Consider the following 17,152-nt stretch of genomic DNA (forward strand, 5'->3'; position numbering starts at 1 on the left):
GCGGTCAGAATGGTTTTCGTTGAGGTGCTCAAGCGTGCGCTCCTGGTTGCGTGCAGGTTTACGGCCTTCTTTCTGAGGCAGTTTATGGTTTGTCACAAATTTCAGAGTTATACCCGGAATTTTCTCCGTATCTGGACGTCATAATCAACTGCCACGCTCGCCGTGGCAAAGAATAAAAAGGATTAAGGAAAGAAGATGAAAAAACGCGTACTCGTTATTGCCGCTCTGGTGAGCGGTGCACTGGCTGTTTCTGGCTGCACAACTAACCCTTACACCGGTGAGCGTGAAGCGGGTAAATCCGGCATTGGCGCGGGTATCGGCTCGCTGGTCGGCGCAGGCGTGGGGGCGCTCTCCTCCTCCAAGAAAGACCGCGGTAAAGGCGCGCTGATTGGCGCAGCGGCGGGCGCGGCACTGGGTGGCGGCGTCGGCTATTACATGGACGTGCAGGAAGCGAAGCTGCGCGACAAAATGAAGGGAACCGGCGTGAGCGTGACGCGCAGCGGCGATAACATCATCCTGAATATGCCGAACAACGTGACCTTCGACAGCAGCAGCGCGACGCTGAAACCCGCGGGCGCGAACACGCTCACCGGCGTGGCGATGGTGCTGAAAGAGTACAACAAGACCGCCGTGAACGTGATGGGCTACACCGACAGCACCGGCAGCCAGGATCTGAACATGCGTCTGTCCCAGCAGCGCGCCGATGCCGTAGCCAGCTCGCTGATTACCCAGGGCGTTGAAGCCAACCGCATCCGCACCAGCGGCATGGGCCCTGCCAACCCTATCGCCAGCAACAGCACGGCGGAAGGCAAAGCGCAGAACCGCCGCGTTGAGATTACGTTAAGCCCAATTCAGTAGGTAAAAGCAAAACGGCAACGCTCGTTGCCGTTTTTAGTGGTTGCACCCTATCCCGTGGGAGAGGGTTGGGGTGAGGGCACCAGACCGCACCCTCCGGTAAGCGCAGCGCCACCGGGCAAATTACTTGATTCGTCTGATTTTCCCGTTAAGGTATTCTCACTAAATTCAGGGAAATCAGCGATGAGCAAACCAGCCCGGGCCACCATTAGCGACGTGGCGAAAGCCGCTAAAACCGGTAAAACCAGCATTTCGCGCTACCTTAACGGCGAGAAACACCTGCTGTCCGACGCATTGCTGGCGCGTATTGAACAGGCCATTGCCGATCTCGACTACCGTCCCAGCCTCATGGCGCGCGGGCTCAAACGCGGCCGCACCCGCCTTATCGGGCTTATCATCGCCGATATCACCAACCCCTATTCCGTTAACGTCCTCAGCGGTATTGAAGCCGCCTGTCGCGAGAAGGGCTTCACGCCGCTGGTCTGTAATACCAACAACGAAGTCGACCAGGAGCTGCATTACCTCGATCTGCTGCGCAGCTACCAGGTCGAAGGGATTGTGGTTAACGCGGTGGGCATGCGGGAAGAGGGTTTAAATCGCCTGCAGCAATCCTCCCTGCCCATGGTCCTCATCGACCGTAAAATCCCGGAATTTGCCTGCGATGTGGTCGGGCTGGATAACACCCAGGCCGCTACTACCGCCACCGAACATCTGATCGAACAGGGCTTCGAGGCGATTCTGTTTCTGAGTGAACCGTTAGGGATGGTCAATACCCGTCGCGAGCGCCTGAGCGCATTTCGCACCACGCTGGAGCGATATCCCGGCGTGATCGCCGAAAATGCCGAAACGCCGCTTCACGAAGCCGACCAGCTCGACAACACCCTGCGCCAGTTCCACACGCGCCATCGCGGGATGCGCAAAGCCGTTATCTCCGCAAACGGGGCGCTGACGCTTCAGGTCGCCCGCTCGCTTAAGCGCATTGGCCTGCACTGGGGCAGCGATATCGGTCTGCTGGGGTTTGATGAACTGGAGTGGGCGGAACTGGCGGGCGTCGGCATTACGACCCTCAAACAGCCCACCTGGCAGATTGGCTATGCTGCTGTTGAACAAGTGGTTCGTCGTATTGAAGGCACCAGCGATGCCGTTCGCGAGCAGGTCTTCTCCGGCGAGCTGATCGTTCGCGGCTCCACGGCGCGTTAATTTTCCCTTGTGATACCGATCATAAATTCAACATCCTGACCTTTTCTTTGGAACCGGTTCCATCTAGCGTAATAGTATTGATATGTTGCGATGGAGTCCGAAGATGGGCAGGAAAATTATGGTGGTCACCGCCGCGTACGGTGCGGAACAGGTGCGACAGGCAGGCGGTCAGCGGGCGATGCTTCCCGTTATTGCAGGCGCAGGGGCAGACGGCGTGGAGATCCGCCGGGAACTGTTCAGCAGCGAAGAGCTGCTGACGCTGCCTGCGCTGGGAGAATCCATTGAGCTGCTCGGCCTGCTGGCGTGCTACTCCGCCCCCGCCGCCCTGTTTATGCCCGACGGCACCCTCAACCCGGATCTGACCCGCTATCTCTCTGAGGCCAGCACCCTGAACGCCCTGTGGCTGAAGGTTTCCCTGGGCCATTTCCGCGACGCGCAGCCTCTCGACGCCCTGCGTACCCTGCTGAACGCAAGCGGCATGGCGCTGGTCGTGGAGAACGATCAGACCGACTGCGGACAGCTCGCGCCGATGCAGCGCTTCCAGGCCGCCTGTCGGGAAATGGCATTGCCCGTCACGCTGACCTTCGACATGGGCAACTGGCTGTGGGTCGGTGATTCCCCCGAAGAGGCCGCGCGTCACCTTGCCCCTGCGGTGAGCTATATCCACGTGAAAGCCGCCGTGCCGCATAAAGATAACTTCCGCGCCGTGGCGCCGGACCACGCTGATGCGCGCTGGCTGGATCTGCTCGGCCAGCTGCCTGCCGATGCCCCGCGCGGTATCGAGTTCCCGCTGGAAGGGACGGATTTAACCGCCGTTACCCGCCATTACGTCAACCTGCTGCGCGAGGAGTAAACCATGCACAAGACGCTGGATGTCATCACCATCGGCGAGGCCATGGCGATGTTTGTCGCCACTGAAACGGGCGAGCTGAGCGCGGTGGAGCACTTTATCAAGCGTGTGGCGGGCGCAGAGCTGAACGTCGCGACCGGCCTGGCGCGTCTCGGCCTGAATGTGGGCTGGGTCAGCCGCGTGGGGGACGACAGCTTTGGCCATTTCGTTCTCGACTCGCTGAAAAAAGAGGGGATTGATGCCGCAGGCGTCACCCTCGACGGACGCTTCCCTACCGGCTTTCAGCTTAAATCAAAGGTCGAAAATGGAACCGATCCCATCGTGGAGTATTTCCGTAAGGGATCGGCCGCAAGCCACCTCTCAGTGGCGGATTACCACGCCGACTATTTCGCCTCCGCGCGCCATCTGCACCTCAGCGGCGTGGCGGCAGCGCTGTCCGCCAGCTCGTATGAACTGCTGGATCACGCGGCAGCCACTCTGAAAGCCCAGGGAAAAACGATCTCTTTCGATCCGAACCTGCGCCCGGTGCTGTGGAAAAGCGAAGCGGAAATGGTCGAGAAGCTCAACCGTCTGGCGTTCAGAGCGGACTGGGTTCTGCCGGGCCTGAAAGAAGGGATGATCCTGACCGGTAAAAGCACGCCGGAAGGCATTGCCGATTTCTACCTGAATAAAGGGGTAAAAGCGGTGGTGCTGAAGACCGGCGCCGATGGCGCATGGTTTAAGACGGCCGACGGCGAACAGGGCGCGGTCGCGGCGGTCAAGGTTGAGAACGTGGTCGACACCGTCGGCGCGGGCGACGGTTTTGCCGTGGGCGTGATTAGCGCCCTGCTGGAAGGCAAAACGCTGCCGCAGGCCGTGGCGCGAGGCAACAAAAGTGGCTCGCTGGCCATTCAGGTGCAGGGCGACGGCGAAGGATTACCCACGCGAGCAGAGCTTAACGACTAAACATCCCCCTCACCCTAACCCTCTCCCCAGAGGGGCGAGGGGATGACTTGCTCCCTCTCCCCTCTGGGGAGAGGGCCGGGGTGAGGGGCATAAATCGCACTCAGCAAAACAAGCCACCGTGTACCCTACAGACAACGGCGGTAACAACCTCAACAACAGAGGCAAGCCTATGAACAGTTCGACCAATGCAGTAAAACGCTGGTGGTACATCATGCCAATCGTGTTTATCACGTACAGCCTGGCGTATCTTGACCGTGCCAACTTCAGCTTCGCGTCCGCGGCGGGGATCACAGAGGACCTTGGCATCACCAAAGGTATCTCCTCCCTGCTGGGAGCCCTTTTCTTCCTGGGCTACTTCTTCTTCCAGATCCCCGGCGCGATTTATGCGGAACGCCGCAGCGTGCGTAAGCTGATCTTCGTCTGTCTGATCCTGTGGGGCGCCTGCGCGTCACTGACCGGCGTGGTGAACAATATTCCTGCCCTGGCCGCCATTCGCTTTATCCTCGGCGTCGTTGAGGCGGCGGTTATGCCGGCGATGCTGATCTACATCAGCAACTGGTTTACCAAATCTGAACGCTCGCGCGCGAATACCTTCCTGATCCTCGGTAACCCGGTGACGGTACTGTGGATGTCGGTGGTGTCTGGCTACCTGATCCAGTCCTTCGGCTGGCGCGAGATGTTTATCATCGAAGGGGTCCCGGCAGTGATCTGGGCATTCTGCTGGTGGGTGCTGGTGAAAGATAAACCTGCCCAGGCGAAATGGCTTTCCGAAGACGAAAAAGCGGCGCTGCAGGCGCAGCTGGATAAAGAACAGCAAGGCCTGAAGGCGGTACGTAACTACGGTGAAGCCTTCCGCTCGCGCAACGTGATCCTGCTCTGCGCGCAGTACTTTACCTGGAGCATTGGCGTGTACGGCTTTGTGCTGTGGCTGCCGTCGATTATCCGCAGCGGCGGCGAAAACCTCGGGATGGTAGAAGTGGGCTGGCTCTCTTCCGTACCGTACCTGGCCGCGACCATCGCCATGATCGTCGTCTCCTGGGCGTCGGACAAGCTGCAGAACCGAAAATTGTTTGTCTGGCCGCTGCTGCTGATCGCTGCTTTTGCCTTTATCGGCTCGTGGGCCGTGGGTGCAAATCACTTCTGGGCCTCTTATACCCTGCTGGTGATCGCCGGTGCCGCCATGTATGCCCCGTACGGTCCGTTCTTTGCCATCATCCCGGAAATGCTGCCGCGTAACGTCGCGGGTGGCGCGATGGCGCTGATTAACAGTATGGGTGCGCTGGGGTCGTTCTGCGGCTCCTGGTTCGTCGGCTACCTGAACGGTGCCACCGGCAGTCCGTCCGCATCGTACATCTTTATGGGGGTGGCGCTTTTCGCCTCCGTGTGGCTTACTCTGATTGTTAAGCCTGCTAATAATCAACAGCATCCTGTCGGCGCACGCCACGCCTGAATCCTTAAAAATCAACGGAGATTAGCATGAAGCCGTCCGTCATTTTGTACAAAGCACTGCCGGAAGATCTGCAGAAACGCCTTGAAGAATACTTCACCGTCACGCAGGTGAAGAACCTGAGCCCGGAAACCGTGGCGCAGCACGCCGAAGCGTTCGCCAGCGCCGAAGGCCTGCTGGGTTCAAGCGAGAAAGTGGATGTCGCCCTGCTGGAGAAAATGCCGAAGCTTCGTGCTACCTCTACCGTTTCCGTGGGTTACGACAATTTCGATGTGGATGCCCTTAACGCCCGCAAGATCCTGCTGATGCACACCCCCCATGCCCTGACGGAAACCGTGGCCGATACGCTGATGGCGCTGGTACTCACCACGGCCCGTCGCGTGGTGGAAGTGGCCGAGCGCGTGAAAGCGGGCGAATGGACAAAAAGCATTGGACCGGACTGGTTCGGCGTGGACGTTAACGGCAAAACGCTGGGCATTGTTGGCATGGGGCGCATTGGGCTGGCACTGGCGCAGCGCGCGCATTTTGGTTTTAACATGCCGATTCTGTATAACGCGCGTCGCCATCACAGTGAAGCCGAAGAACGCTTCAACGCCCGCTACTGCGAGCTGGATACTCTGCTGCAGGAAGCCGATTTTGTTTGTCTGGTTCTGCCGCTGACGGACGAAACGCGTCATCTGATTGGCAAATCCGCATTTGAAAAAATGAAGAAATCCGCCATTTTCATCAACGCGGGTCGTGGCCCGGTGGTGGATGAGAAGGCGCTGATTGAAGCCCTGCAGAACGGTGAGATCCATGCCGCAGGTCTGGACGTGTTTGAACAGGAGCCGCTGCCGATGGACTCCCCGCTGCTGGCAATGCCAAACGTCGTCGCCCTGCCCCACATCGGTTCCGCAACCCATGAGACGCGCTACAACATGGCGGCCACTGCGGTCGATAACCTTATCGCCGCCCTAAGCGGAAAGGTGGAGATAAACTGTGTGAATCCGCAGGTGCAACGATAGAAACGAAAAAACCCGCCAGAAGGCGGGTTTTTGAATTTTGTGCTACTGGATTGGAAGCTTACAGGCTTACAACGTTACCAGCTGCTGGGCCTTTAGCGCCGCTTTCGATGGTGAAGGACACTTTCTGACCTTCGTCCAGAGATTTGTAGCCATCGTTCTGGATAGCAGAGAAGTGTACGAACACGTCTTTAGAGCCATCGTCAGGAGTGATGAAGCCGAAACCTTTATCAGCGTTGAACCATTTTACCAGACCAGTCATTTTAGCAGACATAGAAATTACCTTATTAACAAATATATTGAGCCTTCCGGCTTGATGGATTGCGTTACAGATTTTTAAGCGATGAAGGAAGGGTCACAACGAAGGGTATCTATGGATAACAATCTGGACTGCTTTACTAAACTGCTTTAGGTCTGTGTAACAAACCGACGGGGATAGTTATACCGATGTGGTAGAAGAATGACAAGCGTTATTTTCGATAAGCATAAAAAAAACCCCGCCAGGCGCGGGGTTTTTTCGGTTTATTCTGTGGCCGTGACAGCGGCACTCCAGGCCTGGCTAAAGGCCTGATGCTGGGAGGCCAGCGGCCCAATCAGCGTATTGTACTGGCTTGCCTGCTGCGAGGTCGGGAACTGAATGCCGTTGGCAACAAAGCTCACCTGAGTATCCTGCTGGGCAATAAAGTCGCCCACCTGAACCAGCTGCTGCGTGAAGATTTGCGCGGCCGGAATCAGCGGCTGCAGCGCTTCAGACGGTTTCGTCACCACTTTCTCATATACTTTGTCGAAGACAGGTTTGAGATCGTCACCCTGCTTCAGCGCAGAACGTGAAGCGTCAGCCTGCATTTTCGCATTCTGCAACTGCTGGCTCAGCACGCCAAGCGCACCGTTGGACTGGCGAAGCGGTTCACGCTGCGTCATATAATCCTGCGGAACGCGAATGGCGTTCACGCTATCCACTACCGGACGGATACCGGAATCCATCGCCTGGCTCACCTGCTGTGAATAACCATAAAGAATGGCGTAATCGGACACGAAGGGGCCAAACTGTTTTTTCTGATCCGCAGTCAGCGTCGGCAACCGCTCGCCGCTGCGCATCACTGTATTCTGCAGAAAATCGATAAACGCTTTGCGCTGATCGCCTTCTTTATCAAAACACCCACTCAGGCTAACAACCATCAACAACGCCGCAATAGGCGCAAACCAGCGAGAGCAGGACTTTCCTGTCGCCATTTTATTACTCCTTTCACCCAAAAAAGCGCACACCGGCACACGCGTGCCCGACGCTGACAAGGATAGTCCAGGTCAGCCTTGCAAGATACTCTTTTCATGCAAAACGGCTATTGCCGATTTATTTCTTACCATTTACAAAAAAATACCTGCCGAAGCCGACATATGACTAATCAGGTAATTAGCATAACTATCCATATCGCTGAATCGGGTAAAGCGATCGTTATCGCACGATTAATCACACCCGTGACGATCCTGGGTTCGTATTAGGGACTATTCTTAACTGGCTCTCTGATGTTCTTGATCACGATGTGAGATTTAAGAGGAGTCCTCAATGGAATATAAAGATCCTGAGTTTGAACTGCTGAGCAGTCTGGAACAGATCATTTTTAAAGACGTACCGCAGGCGATTACCCTGCAACAAAAATCCAATCCCTTTACAGAATATGAGCAATTGCGCAAAGGGACAGGACTGAAAACGGAAGAATTCGCCAGAGCGATGGGTGTCAGCGTGGCTATGGTGCAGGAGTGGGAGTCAAAACGTGAGAAACCCACCCCAACCGAGTTAAGGCTGATGCGCCTGATTCAGGCCAACCCTGCACTCAGCAAACAGATAGCGTAGTGAAGATTGAATGCCCCCGCCTTTGCGGGGGCTTGTGTTTTAAAGGCTCTCGCAACGCCAGCCCGCCTCTTCCCATACCCATTCATGCGTTAACGTTAAGCCTCTTAGAAAAGCCTCATCGTGCGATACCACCAGCAGAGCCCCGGGGAAACCGACCAGCGCCGCTTCGATGGCCTGGACCGAGGCTAAATCCAGATGGTTGGTCGGTTCATCCAGCAGCAGAAGCTGCGTGGCCTCCGCACGCCACAGCACGCATGCCAGGGCGGCCTTAAGACGCTCGCCGCCGCTGAGCTCCGCCAGCGGGAGCGTAACTTTGTCGGCCCCTAGTTGAAGCTGCGCCAGACGGGTTCGCAATACCCCCTCTTCCAGAGGCGTATGACTCAGGTTGAGATGCGTCATGACCGACTGTGAAAGATCGAGCCGGGAAAGATCTTGATCAAGATAAGCGCAGCTGACTGAAACCTTACAGGTACCCGAACGGGGGGCTATCTCGCCGAGGATGGTTTTTAACAGCGTCGATTTTCCGCAGCCGTTCGGTCCCTTTAACGCCACGCGCATCGGTCCGTCCATCCGCCAGTTGAGCGGAGGAACCGGCACATGCGGCGGCAGCACCAGATCCTCCAGCACCAGTACCTGCTTCCCGTCCGGGATCTGACTCCCCGGCAGGGTGAACATTACCGGGTTATCTTCTTCAACGCGTTCACGCGCCTTGTTTACCGCGGCGTTCAGGGCTTCATTTTGCTCGCTATGCTGTTTTTTCCAGGAGCCAATCCGCTCTTTTGCCGCGCCTTTATATTTGACCCGCTCGAACGATGCGATATTCAGGGTATCAACGGTGCGCAATGTCTTTGCCGAACGCCGCTGGCTGTCATCATGCTCTTTTTGCATGCGTGCCCGAGTGCGTTTGCGCTCGATTGCAGCATGTTCCAGCGCCGCGCGGGCCGCCTGCTGTTCGGCATCGCGCTGGGTTTGATAATCCGCATAATTCCCGCCGTAGCTGCGCAGGCCCGAGGCGCTCAGTTCAAGGATACGCGGCACCTGGGCCAGCAACTCACGGTCATGGGAAGCCACCAGCACGCCGCCCTGAAAACGGCTGAGCTGGTCGTAGAACCACGCCCGGCCCTGTCGGTCCAGATGGTTAGTGGGCTCGTCCAGCAGTATGAAATCCGCCTCAGCCGTAAACGCCCCGCACAGCAGGGCGCGGATGCGCTCGCCGCCGCTGAGTTCACCCGCGGGTTTATCCGGGTCAAACAGTGGGAGCTGCGCATTGCTAAACGCCTCGCTCAGACGCTCGGCAACATCCCAGTGGCCGTCGAGCAGCTCCAGATCGTCAGGCTGGTAATTGCCGCTGTCGATGCGCTTACGCGCCGAAAAAATCGCGTCATACCCGAGCAGTTCAGCAAGCGTCGTCTGCGGAGAAATGACGTGCTGCTGCGCCACCCAGGCATGCGAGCCAAAGCGTTCAATATGACCGGAAGCCGGTTCGTCCAGCCCCGCCAGCAGACGCAGCAGACGCGTTTTCCCGCTGCCGTTGCGGCCAACCACCGCGCACAGGGCGGGTTCCAGCGTGAGATTCAGCGGACCAAAAAGGATATCGCCCGTCGGAAACTGACAGGTGATCTGATGCAAAATAAAAGAAGGGGACTGCGCAAAATGAGCCATAAGCACTCCTGAATGAAATCAAAACATCCCCTGCCGACGCGGTGGCGTTTAGCAAGGATCGAAATTCATCAGTCGTGTTTGTTCATTTTTGGGGGGCGCTCCAGCGTGAGAAAGTTAACGCGATAAGGATAGCGGTAATGTGTTGACGGTTTCAAGGTTAAATTTTGGACGACTTATACTCCCTCTCCCTTTGGGCTGAGGGATCCCCACCAAATATTGTCTGCACAGACGGCCCCCTCTCCCTTGAGGGAGAGGGCTGGGGTGAGGGGGAACATACGGCTGTGGGGGTTGTTCCTTGCTACTCTGTAACGACATGGCCTGTGAACGTGCCAGGGCGGCTCAATCGCCACCGCCATGGCGTCGCTGTCAAACCTCTACCCGCAGTATGCTTCTCATTACGGTAATTTTGCGAGCCTCTTTCCAGAAATGGTAATATCCTCAGCGACATAGCTCAAAACTGTTGCCGCCTGTTTTGATGAGCAGTAAGTTCTCTTCGCACCTGCAAAATCAGGTGCCGGGATTGGAACCCTGAATCACTTCACTGGCGACACAGGCTCTGTGTCGTACGGCCTGTTGCATCTCAATGGCGGGCCGGACAGGGGCGCTGCAAAGCGCGCTGGTGTCAGTGAGGCCAGTCGTTCCAACCTTGTTCGGTTCCGCCACCAGCGAGCCTGGAACCTCCCGTGGCGGAAGATATACCACTCACTGAGGTTATTTTATGTCATTGATTAACTCTTTAATCACCCTGCCCTTCAACCATGCCACCGACTTCACCGAACTGGCGGATAACTGCGAACGTTTTACCGACGCACTGGTAGATTGCGAAGAACCCGCCCCAAAAATGGCGCTTTACGGCAGACTTTATGCCTGTCTGAATCTTCTGCAACCCACGCTTCTGGAACCTGTTCCGGACGCTTTAAAAGCCAGCCTGACCGTGAAGGAACTCCCGTCACGCGTTCCGGCTTTCGAACCCGAATGCGATCAGCTGGGGCGCTACTTTCAGGAGCTTACGCAGATGCTGATGAACGGCTCACTGCCGCGACAATCTGAAATCGTGATGGAAGATTTGCTGTGCGAGCTGGTCAGCTACTTTGCCGATACGCTGAAGGCACCGCGCTGGCTGCAGACAGACGAAGGCACAATCGCGATCGGCTAAACCTGCCGGATGGCGCTGCGCTTATCCGGCCTACAAAAGACCCATAAAAAAACCCGCCGAAGCGGGTTTTTAGCATGTGTAACAGCGGCACATCACTGCAGCAGCGAAATATCCGCTACGCGCAGGAACAGCTCGCGAAGTTTCTCGAGCATGGAGAGACGGTTAATACGCAGTTCTTTATCTTCTACGTTCACCATCACTTTCTCGAAGAAGGCGTCGATCACGTCACGCAGCTCGGCCAGCTCCACCAGCGCTTCCTGGTAGCGACCTTCCGCGAAGTACGGCTCGAGCTTGTCGCGCAGCACCACAACCTGCATCGCCAGAGCGATCTCTTCCGGCTCTTTCAGGGTTGCGGCGTTCACGCGCTCGTTCAGCGTCTCGTCGGATTTCGCCAGAATGTTGGATACGCGCTTGTTGGCCGCGGCCAGGGCAGATGCCGCTTCCAGCGTACGGAAGTGGGAAACCGCCTTCATACGCGCATCGAAATCAGCCGGACGGGTTGGACGACGCGCCAGCACCGCCTGAATGGTGTCAACGGTGTAACCTTCGTCCTGATACCATGCGCGGAAACGACCGAGCATAAAGTCGATCACGTCATCCACAACCTTCGCGTTGGTCAGCTTGTCACCGTACAGACGCACCGCTTCTTCGGTCAGCGTCTGCAGATCGAGGTTCAGGTTCTTCTCAACGATGATACGCAGCACGCCCAGCGCAGCACGACGCAGCGCAAACGGGTCTTTGTCGCCTTTCGGATGCTGACCGATACCGAAGATACCCGCCAGGGTGTCCATCTTATCGGCAATCGCCACGGCGCATGCAACCGGGTTGGACGGCAGGTCGTCACCCGCAAAGCGCGGCTGATACTGCTCGTTCAGGGCCACGGCCACGTCTTCCGCTTCGCCATCGTGACGCGCGTAGTGCATGCCCATCACGCCCTGGGTGTCGGTAAATTCGAACACCATGTTGGTCATCAGGTCGCACTTGGACAGCAGGCCTGCACGCGTCGCGTGGTTGACGTCTGCACCGATTTCACGGGCAATCCAGCCGGACAGCTCCGCAATGCGGTCGGTCTTGTCGCGCAGCGTACCCAGCTGCTGCTGGAACAGCACGGTCTGCAGGCGCGGGAGATGATCTTCCAGACGCTTTTTACGGTCGGTATTGAAGAAGAACTCCGCATCTGCCAGACGTGGACGCACCACTTTCTCGTTACCGGAGATAATCTGGATCGGATCTTTCGATTCGATGTTCGCCACGAAGATGAAGTTTGGCAGCAGCTTGCCGTCGTTGGCATAGACCGGGAAGTACTTCTGGTCACCCTTCATGGTGTACACCAGCGCTTCAGCCGGAACGGCCAGGAATTTCTCTTCGAACTTCGCCGTCAGCACAACTGGCCATTCAACCAGAGAGGTGACTTCTTCCAGCAGGCTGTCGCTCAGGTCTGCGTTACCGCCAATCTTGCGCGCCGCGTCTTCCGCGTCCGCTTTGATTTTGGCTTTACGCTGCTCGTAGTCGGCAATGACCTTACCGCGCTCCAGCAGGATCTGCGGATACTGGTCGGCATTGTCGATGGTGAACTCTGGCTCGCCCATAAAGCGATGGCCGCGGATCACGCGATCGGACGCCACGCCCAGAATGGTCGCCGGGATAACGGTATCGCCCAGCAGCAGGGTCACGGTGTGCACCGGACGCACGAAGTGCACGTCAGACGCGCCCCAGCGCATCAGCTTAGGAATCGGCAGCTTCGCCAGAGACGTGGCAATCATGTCCGGCAGCAGCGCTTCAGCACTTTCGCCTTTCACGTGCGCACGATACAGCAGCCACTCGCCTTTATCCGTGGTCAGACGCTCGGCCTGATCAACGGTGATGCCGCAACCGCGCGCCCAGCCTTCAGCCGCTTTGCTCGGCTTGCCTTCCGCGTCAAACGCCTGGGCAATCGCCGGGCCACGTTTTTCGACTTCGCGATCCGGCTGAGACGCCGCCAGATTTGCCACTTTCAGCGCCAGACGGCGCGGTGCAGCAAACCACTCAATTTTACCGTGTGCCAGGCCAGCGTTATCCAGCTCGGCGGTCACGTTCGCAGCGAAAGATTCAGCCAGGCTGCGCAGGGCTTTTGGTGGCAGCTCTTCGGTGCCGATTTCCACCAGGAAAGTTTTCTCAGACATGGCCGCCTCTTATTTGTTTCGGTTGCACATCGGGAAGCCAAGGGCTTCACGGGACGCATAGTAAGCTTCTGCAACGGCTTTGGTCAGGGTACGAATACGCAGAATGTAGCGCTGACGTTCAGTCACGGAGATGGCTTTGCGGGCGTCCAGCAGGTTGAAGCTGTGGGCGGCCTTCAGAATACGCTCGTAGGCAGGCAGCGGCAGCGGAGTTTCCAGCGCCAGCAGCTGCTGCGCTTCTTTCTCATACTGCTCGAAGCAGGTGAACAGGAAGTCCACGTCCGCGTATTCGAAGTTATAGGTGGATTGCTCCACTTCGTTCTGATGGAACACGTCGCCGTAGGTGGTTTTACCCAGCGGGCCGTCGCTCCAGACCAGGTCGTAAACGCTGTCTACGCCCTGAATGTACATCGCCAGACGTTCCAGACCGTAGGTGATTTCACCGGTGATTGGCTTACATTCCAGACCGCCAACCTGCTGGAAGTAAGTGAACTGGGTCACTTCCATGCCGTTCAGCCACACTTCCCAACCCAGACCCCAGGCACCCAGCGTTGGGTTTTCCCAGTTATCTTCCACGAAACGAATGTCGTGGATGGTTGGATCCATACCCAGCTCTTTCAGCGACCCGAGGTACAGTTCCTGAATGTTGTCTGGTGATGGCTTAATCACCACCTGGAACTGATAGTAATGCTGCAGACGGTTCGGGTTCTCACCGTAACGACCATCGGTCGGACGACGGGAAGGCTGCACATACGCGGTCGCCATTGGCTCTGGCCCCAACGCGCGCAGGCTGGTCATCGGGTGTGAAGTGCCGGCGCCGACTTCCATGTCCAAAGGTTGAACAATGGTACAGCCCTGACGAGCCCAGTAATCCTGTAAGGTCAGGATCAGGCCCTGGAAGGTCTTGGTATCAAACTTTTGCATAGTATTTCGTGCTGGATACGTGTGGTTTTAAATGGAAGGGACCAGTATACCCGCTGGCTGCAAGATATACAGTACGAAACGGGGTTGTTTAGGGAAAATTGGGGAAATAAGCCTTCCGGCCAGAACGCTGACGGCGTCTGGCTGTTGATTATACGAGCAGGCTAGCGCATGGAGAGATGTAAAAACTGACCGTCCGCATCAAACGAGCAGACAAAGCCCTCTTTGCGCGACGTATGTCCCCGCAGCTCATAGCTTCCCTGAAAACGCTCAAACCCGGTGACATCAATTTTCTGTACGTCCGAGTTATAGCGGCGAGCGGCCCGATCTTTACAGAGCGCTTCCATATTCAGTGAACGTTCCGGGCTCATTTTACCCTGCTGCGCTTTCTGCACAGGTGCTTCTTGCGGCGCGCTGCATCCCGCCAGGCTCAACAGCAGAAAGAGTGACGCCACACGCTTCATCATCATTTTTATTACCGCCCTGGTCAGTGGCTGTTATTTTTAGTATCAAAGCTTTTATAGATTACGGTCCGGCATTCTGCGAATCTCGCGGCCTCCCTACAAGCCTGCTGAATAAAACTCAGAATTTTCCAAGCGAAGACTTTTGGACAATGGCAGTCACACTCAATTTACAGGGAATACGAGGAACTGATGCAGTCAAAAATTAACTGGATTGATAACCTGCGAGGAATAGCGTGTCTGATGGTGGTCATGATCCACACGACGACCTGGTACGTCACGAATGCCCACAGCATCAGCCCCGTTAACTGGGATATCGCCAATATTCTCAACTCTGCGTCACGCGTCAGCGTGCCGCTGTTCTTTATGATTTCCGGCTTTCTCTTTTTTGGCGAGCGTAGCGCGCAGCCGCGGCACTTCATCCGCATCGCGGCCTGCCTGGGGTTCTACAGCGCCGTTGCCCTGCTCTATATCACGCTGTTCACCTCCATTAACGCCGGCCTATCGCTGAAATACGTGCTGCAAAAACCGGTGTTCTATCACCTGTGGTTCTTCTTCGCCATTATCGTTATCTATCTGGTCTCCCCGCTCATCCAGGTAAAAAACGTCAGCGGTAAAATGCTTCTGGCCCTGATGGTGGTTATCGGCATTGTCGCCAACCCGAATACGCTCTCACAGAAAATCGACGGATTTGAGTGGCTGCCGGTCAATCTCTATATCAACGGCGATACTTTTTACTACGTGCTTTACGGCATGCTGGGGCGCGCCATCGGGATGATGGACACGCAAAAACGCGGGCTGAACTGGCTCTGCGGGGCGCTGTTTATCGCTGGCGTGGCAGTGATTTCACGCGGGACGCTGCACGAATTGCAGTGGCGCGGCAATTTTGCCGATACCTGGTATCTCTATTGCGGGCCGATGGTCTTTATCTGTGCCGTTTCGCTGCTCACGCTTGCCAAAAATACCCTGAACGCGCGCGCCCTTCCCGTGCTGAGTATTATCTCGCGGCACTCTCTCGGGATTTACGGTTTTCACGCGCTGGTGATCCACGCGCTGCGCACGAGAGGCATTGAGCTAAAAAGCTGGCCGGTGCTGGATATGGTCTGGATTTTTGCCGCCACGCTGGCGATCAGCCTGCTGCTGTCGATGCTGCTGCAAAAAATAGACGCTCGCCGCTTCGTCAGCTAATGCTTCGCTGCCGGGCGCGATGGTACTGGCGCGGGGAGGAAAACCCCGCCGCCAGTGAAGCCTGCTCCACGCCGCGCCCCTGCAATAGCCACTGCTCCGCCACCGCCAGACGCAGCTGTTCCAGATAATCGCGAACGCTAATCCCTAAATGTGACTGGAAAAGCCGGGTGAGATGACGCGGGCTGACGTGCGCCAGTGCGGCAATGTCAGGCAAGCTCCACGTTTTTTGCGGCTCGGCGGTGAGCGCATCCTGCGCCCGATGAATCGCCGGGTGAAGATGATTGCGATAGCGTAGCCACGGAGAGAGCTGGGGATCGTCACCGGAACGACGGAACCAGACCACCATCTCACGCGCCACGGTCAGCGCCTTTTCGGGGCCGCACAGGCGGTTAATCATGTGCAGCGCCAGGTCGATGCCTGACGTGATCCCCGCGCTGGTCCAGATATTCTCATCCTGCACAAAGATGCGGTTTTCTTTAATCGTCGCCGTGGGGGCCGCGGTGCGTAAACGGCTAATAACGTCATGATGGGTCGTGCACTGTCGGTTGTTCAGCAGGTCCGATTTCGCCGCCAGTAAGGCCCCTGAACAGACGCACATCACGGTGATTTCCTGGCGCTGGATCTGCGGCTGCAGGCGCATCAGCCAGTGCTGGATCTGCTGCGCCTGTGGCGTTGAGAACTGACTGCGGGAGTCGCTCACACCCGGCAGCACCAGCAGACTACCTTCCGGCAGACGCTCCGGCAGCGGCTGAATGCCGCTCATCGTCAGGCCAATCGACGTCGGAACCTCAGGCTGCGGGCCAATGTAATGCAGGCGAAACGCGTCGCCTGCCAGCACAAAGGTTTCTGCCGGGCCGGTCATGTCTAATGACAGCACCCCGGGCAACATCACGAACCAGACGTCGATGCGCATTACAGTGACTCCAGCGTCTCCGCTACCGTTTTAACCTCGGCAAAACGCCCGGACAGTACCGTCTCGGTACGATGGCGAATTTCCGCTGCGCTAAGGGTTATCCCCTTGTACGTCATGGGAAACGTCAGCGTTGCCTCACTAACAAAGGTCACAGCATAACCTAGATCGGATGCCACCCGGGCGGTGGTTTCACAGCATTGTTCAGTGCGAATGCCGCAGATAATCAGCTGGTTGATATCACGCTCGCGCAGCCAGCGGTCAAGCCCGGTATCCGTAAATGCATTATGGACGTGTTTCTGGAAAACCACATCCGGCTGATGACGTAAAAAGGCCATCGGTTTGACATAGCCGCTTTCGAGGGTGAAAGGACCGTCTTCATCCACGTGAAAAATATCAACGACCGGAATATTGCGCGCCTGGCAGCCTTCGATCAGCCCCAGCATCGCCTGCTGAAAGGCAGGAATTTCGTCCTCCTGCCAGTAATTGCGGTGATGGAAGGACTGCTGAGTATCGATGTTGATTAATGCAATGCGTGACATGAT

The 17,152-nt window shown here is 56.9% G+C and carries 17 protein-coding genes; 9 read left to right on the forward strand and 8 right to left on the reverse strand.

Annotated elements, in window-relative coordinates; genetic code table 11:
- The first annotated feature begins 195 nt into the window (after positions 1-195).
- The 6 genes from SPH27_RS18170 (at position 196) to ghrB (ending at position 6,301) form a co-directional block, all read left to right on the forward strand.
- Complete coding sequence (locus tag SPH27_RS18170) at positions 196-858, forward strand: OmpA family lipoprotein (RefSeq protein WP_024909080.1); 663 nt, start codon at positions 196-198, stop codon at positions 856-858.
- A gap of 180 nt (positions 859-1,038) precedes the next feature.
- Positions 1,039-2,055, forward strand: coding sequence for a LacI family DNA-binding transcriptional regulator (locus SPH27_RS18175; RefSeq protein WP_023309954.1), 1,017 nt, complete (start codon positions 1,039-1,041; stop codon positions 2,053-2,055).
- Positions 2,056-2,158: 103 nt separating this feature from the next.
- Positions 2,159-2,908 (forward strand): sugar phosphate isomerase/epimerase family protein, encoded by a 750-nt coding sequence (locus SPH27_RS18180; RefSeq protein ID WP_045400220.1) that lies wholly within the window; start codon positions 2,159-2,161, stop codon positions 2,906-2,908.
- Between the two features lie 3 nt (positions 2,909-2,911).
- A complete protein-coding gene (locus tag SPH27_RS18185; RefSeq protein ID WP_322435758.1) occupies positions 2,912-3,850 on the forward strand; it encodes a sugar kinase in 939 nt (312 codons plus the stop codon).
- 169 nt (positions 3,851-4,019) lie between these two features.
- Complete coding sequence (locus tag SPH27_RS18190) at positions 4,020-5,300, forward strand: MFS transporter (RefSeq protein ID WP_048980837.1); 1,281 nt, start codon at positions 4,020-4,022, stop codon at positions 5,298-5,300.
- Between the two features lie 26 nt (positions 5,301-5,326).
- A complete protein-coding gene (gene ghrB, locus SPH27_RS18195) occupies positions 5,327-6,301 on the forward strand; it encodes a glyoxylate/hydroxypyruvate reductase GhrB (RefSeq protein ID WP_048980836.1) in 975 nt (324 codons plus the stop codon).
- Positions 6,302-6,359: 58 nt separating this feature from the next.
- Here ghrB and cspA read toward each other — a convergent pair whose 3' ends face one another.
- Both cspA and SPH27_RS18205 read right to left on the reverse strand, forming a co-directional pair.
- Positions 6,360-6,572, reverse strand: a complete 213-nt coding sequence (gene cspA / locus SPH27_RS18200; RefSeq protein WP_003860775.1) for an RNA chaperone/antiterminator CspA — start codon at positions 6,570-6,572, stop codon at positions 6,360-6,362.
- Between the two features lie 248 nt (positions 6,573-6,820).
- Positions 6,821-7,531 carry a DUF3053 domain-containing protein gene (locus tag SPH27_RS18205; RefSeq protein ID WP_023309949.1) on the reverse strand — a complete coding sequence of 237 codons (711 nt, stop codon included), beginning with the start codon at positions 7,529-7,531 and terminating at the stop codon, positions 6,821-6,823.
- 331 nt (positions 7,532-7,862) lie between these two features.
- Between SPH27_RS18205 and SPH27_RS18210 the strand changes: the two genes are divergently transcribed.
- Complete coding sequence (locus tag SPH27_RS18210) at positions 7,863-8,150, forward strand: HTH-type transcriptional regulator (protein WP_029740975.1); 288 nt, start codon at positions 7,863-7,865, stop codon at positions 8,148-8,150.
- A 39-nt stretch (positions 8,151-8,189) separates the two neighbouring features.
- Here SPH27_RS18210 and SPH27_RS18215 read toward each other — a convergent pair whose 3' ends face one another.
- Positions 8,190-9,812 (reverse strand): ABC-F family ATP-binding cassette domain-containing protein, encoded by a 1,623-nt coding sequence (locus tag SPH27_RS18215; RefSeq protein WP_322435759.1) that lies wholly within the window; start codon positions 9,810-9,812, stop codon positions 8,190-8,192.
- A 718-nt stretch (positions 9,813-10,530) separates the two neighbouring features.
- On the opposite strand from SPH27_RS18215, the gene SPH27_RS18220 reads away from it, so the two are divergent.
- Positions 10,531-10,968 carry a hypothetical protein gene (locus tag SPH27_RS18220; RefSeq protein ID WP_047059758.1) on the forward strand — a complete coding sequence of 146 codons (438 nt, stop codon included), beginning with the start codon at positions 10,531-10,533 and terminating at the stop codon, positions 10,966-10,968.
- Positions 10,969-11,060: 92 nt separating this feature from the next.
- Here SPH27_RS18220 and glyS read toward each other — a convergent pair whose 3' ends face one another.
- The 3 genes from glyS to SPH27_RS18235 all read right to left on the reverse strand — a co-directional run bounded on the left by glyS (position 11,061) and on the right by SPH27_RS18235 (position 14,518).
- On the reverse strand, positions 11,061-13,130 hold the full coding sequence (gene glyS, locus SPH27_RS18225) for a glycine--tRNA ligase subunit beta (RefSeq protein WP_182071969.1): 2,070 nt from the start codon (positions 13,128-13,130) through the stop codon (positions 11,061-11,063).
- Between the two features lie 9 nt (positions 13,131-13,139).
- Positions 13,140-14,051, reverse strand: coding sequence for a glycine--tRNA ligase subunit alpha (gene glyQ, locus SPH27_RS18230; RefSeq protein ID WP_003860141.1), 912 nt, complete (start codon positions 14,049-14,051; stop codon positions 13,140-13,142).
- Between the two features lie 161 nt (positions 14,052-14,212).
- Positions 14,213-14,518, reverse strand: coding sequence for a YsaB family lipoprotein (locus tag SPH27_RS18235; RefSeq protein ID WP_033147005.1), 306 nt, complete (start codon positions 14,516-14,518; stop codon positions 14,213-14,215).
- 183 nt (positions 14,519-14,701) lie between these two features.
- Here SPH27_RS18235 and SPH27_RS18240 point away from each other — a divergent pair, with 183 nt between their 5' ends.
- Complete coding sequence (locus SPH27_RS18240; RefSeq protein ID WP_048980311.1) at positions 14,702-15,697, forward strand: acyltransferase; 996 nt, start codon at positions 14,702-14,704, stop codon at positions 15,695-15,697.
- Here the strand turns inward: SPH27_RS18240 and SPH27_RS18245 are convergent.
- Both SPH27_RS18245 and SPH27_RS18250 read right to left on the reverse strand, forming a co-directional pair.
- A complete protein-coding gene (locus SPH27_RS18245; protein WP_048980308.1) occupies positions 15,690-16,610 on the reverse strand; it encodes a GlxA family transcriptional regulator in 921 nt (306 codons plus the stop codon). The two genes, SPH27_RS18240 and SPH27_RS18245, sit on opposite strands and share 8 nt — an antisense overlap.
- Positions 16,610-17,149, reverse strand: a complete 540-nt coding sequence (locus SPH27_RS18250; RefSeq protein WP_048980305.1) for an isochorismatase family protein — start codon at positions 17,147-17,149, stop codon at positions 16,610-16,612. The genes SPH27_RS18245 and SPH27_RS18250 overlap by 1 nt, the downstream gene beginning before the upstream one ends.
- Positions 17,150-17,152: the final 3 nt, after the last annotated feature.

The sequence above is a fragment of the Enterobacter sp. A103 genome, from assembly GCF_034427535.1.
GTDB classification, from domain to species: Bacteria; Pseudomonadota; Gammaproteobacteria; order Enterobacterales; family Enterobacteriaceae; genus Enterobacter; species Enterobacter asburiae_B.

Bases quoted from the DNA above. Each gene is read 5' to 3' on its own strand.
- glyS (WP_182071969.1), bottom strand. From the start codon at position 13,130: ATGTCTGAGAAAACTTTCCTGGTGGAAATCGGCACCGAAGAGCTGCCA.
- SPH27_RS18240 (WP_048980311.1), top strand. From the start codon at position 14,702: ATGCAGTCAAAAATTAACTGGATTGATAACCTGCGAGGAATAGCGTGT.
- SPH27_RS18190 (WP_048980837.1), top strand. From the start codon at position 4,020: ATGAACAGTTCGACCAATGCAGTAAAACGCTGGTGGTACATCATGCCA.
- SPH27_RS18175 (WP_023309954.1), top strand. From the start codon at position 1,039: ATGAGCAAACCAGCCCGGGCCACCATTAGCGACGTGGCGAAAGCCGCT.
- SPH27_RS18205 (WP_023309949.1), bottom strand. From the start codon at position 7,531: ATGGCGACAGGAAAGTCCTGCTCTCGCTGGTTTGCGCCTATTGCGGCG.
- SPH27_RS18250 (WP_048980305.1), bottom strand. From the start codon at position 17,149: ATGTCACGCATTGCATTAATCAACATCGATACTCAGCAGTCCTTCCAT.
- glyQ (WP_003860141.1), bottom strand. From the start codon at position 14,051: ATGCAAAAGTTTGATACCAAGACCTTCCAGGGCCTGATCCTGACCTTA.
- SPH27_RS18245 (WP_048980308.1), bottom strand. From the start codon at position 16,610: ATGCGCATCGACGTCTGGTTCGTGATGTTGCCCGGGGTGCTGTCATTA.
- cspA (WP_003860775.1), bottom strand. From the start codon at position 6,572: ATGTCTGCTAAAATGACTGGTCTGGTAAAATGGTTCAACGCTGATAAA.
- SPH27_RS18210 (WP_029740975.1), top strand. From the start codon at position 7,863: ATGGAATATAAAGATCCTGAGTTTGAACTGCTGAGCAGTCTGGAACAG.
- SPH27_RS18220 (WP_047059758.1), top strand. From the start codon at position 10,531: ATGTCATTGATTAACTCTTTAATCACCCTGCCCTTCAACCATGCCACC.
- ghrB (WP_048980836.1), top strand. From the start codon at position 5,327: ATGAAGCCGTCCGTCATTTTGTACAAAGCACTGCCGGAAGATCTGCAG.
- SPH27_RS18170 (WP_024909080.1), top strand. From the start codon at position 196: ATGAAAAAACGCGTACTCGTTATTGCCGCTCTGGTGAGCGGTGCACTG.
- SPH27_RS18185 (WP_322435758.1), top strand. From the start codon at position 2,912: ATGCACAAGACGCTGGATGTCATCACCATCGGCGAGGCCATGGCGATG.
- SPH27_RS18180 (WP_045400220.1), top strand. From the start codon at position 2,159: ATGGGCAGGAAAATTATGGTGGTCACCGCCGCGTACGGTGCGGAACAG.
- SPH27_RS18235 (WP_033147005.1), bottom strand. From the start codon at position 14,518: ATGATGATGAAGCGTGTGGCGTCACTCTTTCTGCTGTTGAGCCTGGCG.
- SPH27_RS18215 (WP_322435759.1), bottom strand. From the start codon at position 9,812: ATGGCTCATTTTGCGCAGTCCCCTTCTTTTATTTTGCATCAGATCACC.